This is a genomic window from Pontibacter diazotrophicus, from assembly GCF_003367245.1.
GTDB classification, from domain to species: Bacteria; Bacteroidota; Bacteroidia; order Cytophagales; family Hymenobacteraceae; genus Pontibacter; species Pontibacter diazotrophicus.
This window is the reverse complement of the sequence record NZ_QRGR01000065.1, coordinates 1-5099: the sequence shown is the minus strand read 5'-3', so window position 1 is coordinate 5099 and position 5099 is coordinate 1. Positions and strand designations below refer to the sequence as shown.

Annotated in this window: 4 protein-coding genes; 2 read left to right on the top strand and 2 right to left on the bottom strand. The window is 46.4% G+C overall.

All coding sequences use genetic code 11. The annotated features are described in order from the left end of the window. Nucleotides 1-188: 188 nt before the first annotated feature. The gene (locus tag DXT99_RS26535; RefSeq protein ID WP_115568622.1) at nucleotides 189-1235 is read right to left on the bottom strand and encodes a PDDEXK nuclease domain-containing protein; all 1047 of its coding nucleotides are present in this window, start codon (nucleotides 1233-1235) and stop codon (nucleotides 189-191) included. Between the two features lie 295 nt (nucleotides 1236-1530). Between DXT99_RS26535 and DXT99_RS26530 the strand changes: the two genes are divergently transcribed. Next, a complete protein-coding gene (locus tag DXT99_RS26530) occupies nucleotides 1531-2556 on the top strand; it encodes an FRG domain-containing protein (protein WP_115568621.1) in 1026 nt (341 codons plus the stop codon). A gap of 380 nt (nucleotides 2557-2936) precedes the next feature. Here the strand turns inward: DXT99_RS26530 and DXT99_RS26525 are convergent, their stop codons facing one another. Then, nucleotides 2937-3134: a hypothetical protein gene (locus DXT99_RS26525; RefSeq protein ID WP_115568620.1), complete on the bottom strand. Its 198-nt coding sequence runs from the start codon at nucleotides 3132-3134 to the stop codon at nucleotides 2937-2939. Between the two features lie 263 nt (nucleotides 3135-3397). On the opposite strand from DXT99_RS26525, the gene DXT99_RS26520 reads away from it, so the two are divergent. Further along, on the top strand, nucleotides 3398-4588 hold the full coding sequence (locus tag DXT99_RS26520) for a PAS domain-containing sensor histidine kinase (RefSeq protein WP_115568619.1): 1191 nt from the start codon (nucleotides 3398-3400) through the stop codon (nucleotides 4586-4588). The last annotated feature ends 511 nt before the right edge of the window (nucleotides 4589-5099 follow it).

Here is a 5099-nt window from a genome sequence, read left to right as displayed (position 1 = left end):
TATTCCCTACCCAGTCTTTTTGTCTAAAGCTTATATACTCATTTCTTATGTTTCAGATAACGTCTACAAAAGGGGAAAAAGAGTAGCTAAGTCACTGAGAACAAACATAGGATGTTAAGCAGGAGAGAGTAAAGCGTGGACTCTGTGTGTTCTTATAGATTAACTTCTGAATTTAAGAAAATAGAATATTATGCTTCCTTTTTAACTTGTGCCAGTTCAATGGCTTTGTGCAGCCTGCTGGCGAACACTTCTTTGGGAGGTAGCTGCGTCAGGTATTCTGAGACTCTTATATGCCCCTTGTCCAGCTCCAGCAACTCAATTTGCTCCTGGCTCTTTTCGGCACACAGGATTAGTCCAACAGGGCTCTCTTCTCCTTCTTTGCGCTCGTACTTGTCCAGCCATTTCAGGTACAGCTCCATTTGTCCTTTGTAGGCGGCCCTGAACTTGCCGAGTTTCAGGTCAATGGCCACCAGGCGCTTTAGCCCGCGGTGGTAAAACAGCAGGTCAATCTTGAAGTCCTCATTGTCTATGATGATTCTCTTCTGGCGCGCAAGAAAGGCAAAGTCGCTGCCCAACTCAATGATAAACTGCTGCAATTGAGCCAGAATAGCAGACTCCAAGTCTCGTTCACTGTACGTGTCGCTCAGGCCCAGAAAATCCAGCACATAGGGGTCCCTGAATACCAGCTCAGGCGTCACGGCCCCGGCTGACCGTAGGGTGTTGAGTTCTTGCCTGAGCAGCTCCTCGGGCTTCTTGGACAGCGCAGAGCGCTCAAACAGCATACTGTCCATCCGCTCCTGCAGGACACGCGTGCTCCACTGCTCCTGCATGCTGAGCTCGGTGTAAAACACCCGCTTCAGCTCATCCTCCACCCCAGCCAGCATGCGCAGGTGCGTCCAGCTCAATTGTGTACTCAGTGCGTTCACAATCTGGTCTTCCGGGAAAGTGTCCGCAACGCGTAGGCAATGCCACAGGTGGCGCTTGCCCCAGCCGCTTCCATAGGACTTAGTCAGTTCAGAGGCTAGGGAGGAAATAACCTGATCCCCGTACTCGCCACGCTGCTCCTGAAGCAACTCCTGGTTGATGGTTTTGCCGACGCGCCAGTACAGGAGGGTGACTTCACTGTTCACTTTGAGGGCGATACGACTTCTGCTTTGCTCAATGAGTGCAGCCACGTTATCGAACAGAGCTTTGGCTTCTCGGCTCTCCGGCAGGTGGTTCTTTTTCTGTGTCATGGCAACTAGATAGAAATGAACGTGCAATTTACCTATATTCCGGTACTACGGAAGGAGAATCAGCGGCCCTAAGCATGGCTGTCTTACTTTGAACTTCCCTTGTTTCACGCATAACTCTGTTAAACACATGATGAGTTATGGAGGAAATCCATTCTCAGAGCTTGGAATCGAGATAGATATTCTGATTAGGAAGATGTACTCCAAGTAGTTTTCTTTACATTACTTTGAATGGACGGTTTATTCGTCGAAATGAAACTACTATAGCCGGGAGGTGTGACATACCAATAGTAAACAAATGGACAGAGACCAACTAACAAACAGCCCTGTTATCAAGACTATCGACTTCAACTCTGCCAGAGACTTCCTTGAAGTCCTCCGGAGGTCGAATCCTCTTTGGAAAGGAAAAACAGATATTGATAACAGGTGGGTATTTCGTGGTCAGGGCGATGCTAAATGGAAGCTTCAACCCAGCGCATTTCGACCCCAAGAGAGAGGAAAGAAAACATTGCGTGATAAATACATTGCTTTACTCCAGCGTCAATATCGCAATAGCAACACGGACTGGCTGAAATGGGTTGGTCTACAGGCTGAAGCTCCTCAGGGCGTCACCGCCGCTGAATGGCAAGATCGTGTAGGTAAAACTGCTATTCAAGCGCTTGCACATGCAAAAGTCGTTCGTGATTTCGTCCTTCTTGCTGACAGTGCAGGGCACAGAGTACGCCACCCAAAAATTCTCTGGCATCTGGAAGACGATCAAGGCTCATCGTTAAATAAATTGTTTAACGGCACAACCAAGATGCATCCATTGTTTGCGATTGCGCAGCACCATGGGGTGCCCACCGGCCTGCTCGATTGGACTTATAACCCGCTCGTCGCTGCCTACTTCGCAGCTGAGAAACCACAGGGCAAGGAGATCGCCGTGTGGGCCTTGAATTTAGACATAGTGGTAAAACCTGATATATATCTGCGGAGACTCACGGTTCCACCGCAGAAGATTCCGTTTCTTGACGCTCAAGAGGGGCTTTTTGTTTGGTGCCCACAGGCATACCTTATCCACCTCCGGGAAGGTTGCTTCCCTACATTAGAAAGCATGGTCGAACTGTCAGCACAGGACCTAAAGCTAGACATGCTCCCAGGGCCGTTCTTATACAAACTCACGCTGCCCACCAGCGAAGCAATCGATATACTCCGGCTACTTTGGCGTGAAAAAGTGTCTCCTGCGCACCTGATGCCAACATTCGACAATATCACGCGGGCACTGGAAATGCAGATTGAGTTATCGCCGGATTTGTATGGTTTGCGCGATTTATTCATAAACTAGCACATGCCTATATAGAATGAAGGTCCGAGTAAACTTTTAACTCCGCATTATAATACTTACCCATTGCTCGTCTATTGAACATAAGATCTGTTATGGAAAGGCCATTCTGGAGCCTGTAATCGCGGGAGTAGTGAAGTAATGTTTTACAGGTGACTTCTGCTCAGTACCTTTTGATGGGCGAAATGATTCTGGTGTTAGAAGGAGGGCGACGTAGCCTCAGGCCCTGTCCAGAGAAAGCCGCTGTCCCGGAAAACGGACGAATTTCTGCAATAATAGAAAAGCCGCTAGTTTAGGTTAAAACAAGCAAGGCTCCTCTCATCATGAGGAGCCTTGCTTGTTCTATGTTGCCTGTTATGAGATTTATGCCGCCAAAGCAGCCGTCAAAACAGGTTCTCCTGTAAAAAGTCCGAGTTCGCCCCGCCTGCCCCCTGTTTTCTTTCTTCAGGTGTGCTTGCCGGTTTTCTTTCTTCAAGTTTGCTTGCCTGCCTGGCCGACTGCTTTTGCTGCCCCGCTCCCGCCGCAGCGCCTGCCGGGTTGCCTGTGCGGCGGGCGGGCGCTTTATCCTGTTTGTTTGCCATAAATAACTACTCCTTTAAAATTTAAAATCCAAGTGAAGTTCTTGTATACGTACATGGTATATGAAAGAACTTGGTTATACCTTCATTAACCTTCATTATACCCTTGATCAGTCAACGCATCTTAGGATGAGACAAAGTGTACAGATAAAAATGCTTCGCTTTATCTAAATATAAATCACCTTCTCTTTTCCCGTATATACAGCAGGCTAAGTTAAAAGACCTATGGAATACAAATCGATCAAGACAGAAAGCAGTAAAAACCAATGAAAAAGGAAGACCAGGCTTTAGAAGAGATAATCAAACAACTGCGCTTAGAAAATGCCGAAGCAAAAGCGAAGCTGGAAAAGCAGAAAGCCATAGAAAGTAGGTATGAAGAAAGCAAAAGCCGTTTCGAAGCCATTTTTAACCAGTCGATGCTGGGCAATAAAATTATCGACCCCGATTTAAGAATCAACCAGGTAAATGAGGCCCTGCAACAGATGCTGGGCTACACCGCAGAGGAGTTGATCGGCACTAAAATTACCACTTTCGCTCATCCGGATTCTATACCCCACTGGAAAGAACTCCAAAAGAGCCTTTGGGAGGAGAATATTCCCACTTTTCAAATAGAAACCAGCATCAGGAAAAAAGATAATTCCTATCTATGGTGCCAGGTAAGCTCTATTCTGTTCCAGGACCAGGGCATTTCCTTAGGTTATACCATTGTGGAAGATATCAGTAACCGGAAGTCCCTGGAATTAGAGCTCAAAAGGCTATATGAAAATCAGGAAACCATGATGCACATGGTTGCGCATGATCTGAAGTCACCTCTCTTCAACATCAAGCTGGCCACAGGCTTTCTGAAAGAGAACCTGGAGGAACTGCCGGCCAAGGAAAAAGAGACACAAGAGGAATCGCTTTCCTTTGTCAAAATGATTACTGATACTTCGGACAAGACCTTATCCATCATAGATGATTTAATTATCATCGGCGAAGTAGAAGCTGTTGACTTCACTCCGGAAGAAGTTAACTTAAAACCCTTTATCAAAGCTTTTTTAGATTCGTCCTCCCTCAACGCCCAAAACAAAAACATTCAGGTTGAGGTCCATGCCCCGGATAATCCGGTTTATGGATGGGTGGACCCAGATAAATTTCGGCGGGTTTTAGAGAACCTGTTATCCAACGCCATAAAATTTTCAAAACCTGAGGGAAAGGTGGTCATCACCCTAAAGCAGGAGGAGGGAAAAGCCCTGATGTTAATCCAGGATAACGGTATTGGTATTCCAGCTAAGTTAGTACCCTCCATCTTTGACAAATTCACCCAGGCCAGGAGAATAGGAACCCAAGGCGAACCCACAACCGGATTGGGGCTCTTTATCGTGAAGCGAATTATCGAGAAGCAAGGCGGTAAAATATGGGTGGAAAGCCAGGAAGACGTTAAAACTACTTTTTACATCCAGCTCAATTCAGACTAAGGGCTTTTCCGGCTTAACAGCCACAAAAGTTAAGGTAAGAGTTACAGAAGGGAAGTAATAGTATGACATTTTCCAGAAACCTCTTCTAATTAACATCCTATGTTTGTTCTCAGTGACTTAGCTACTCTTTTTCCCCTTTTGTAGACGTTATCTGAAACATAAGAAATGAGTATATAAGCTTTAGACAAAAAGACTGGGTAGGGAATAAGATTCCTGCTTAACATGGGTTCTATAAGCCCGCGCTTTATGACAATCCCTCTACCCGGCTTCTTTACCTTGAACAGTTCATTAGGCCCGGAGCCTGCATCAGGATGTTGAGCGCAAGAGAAGCTACTTTTCTGTCACATGAATAACCTATAAACATTGTATGATGGAGCAAACTTACACCGGTTTCGATGTGGCCAAAGACAGCTTTGTGGCCGCTACCAAGCTAGCAGGCAAGGTCACCACTTCCTTGCACAGCAACGACAGGAAAGGCATCAACAGCTTCCTCAAGAGCCTATCCAGCCAT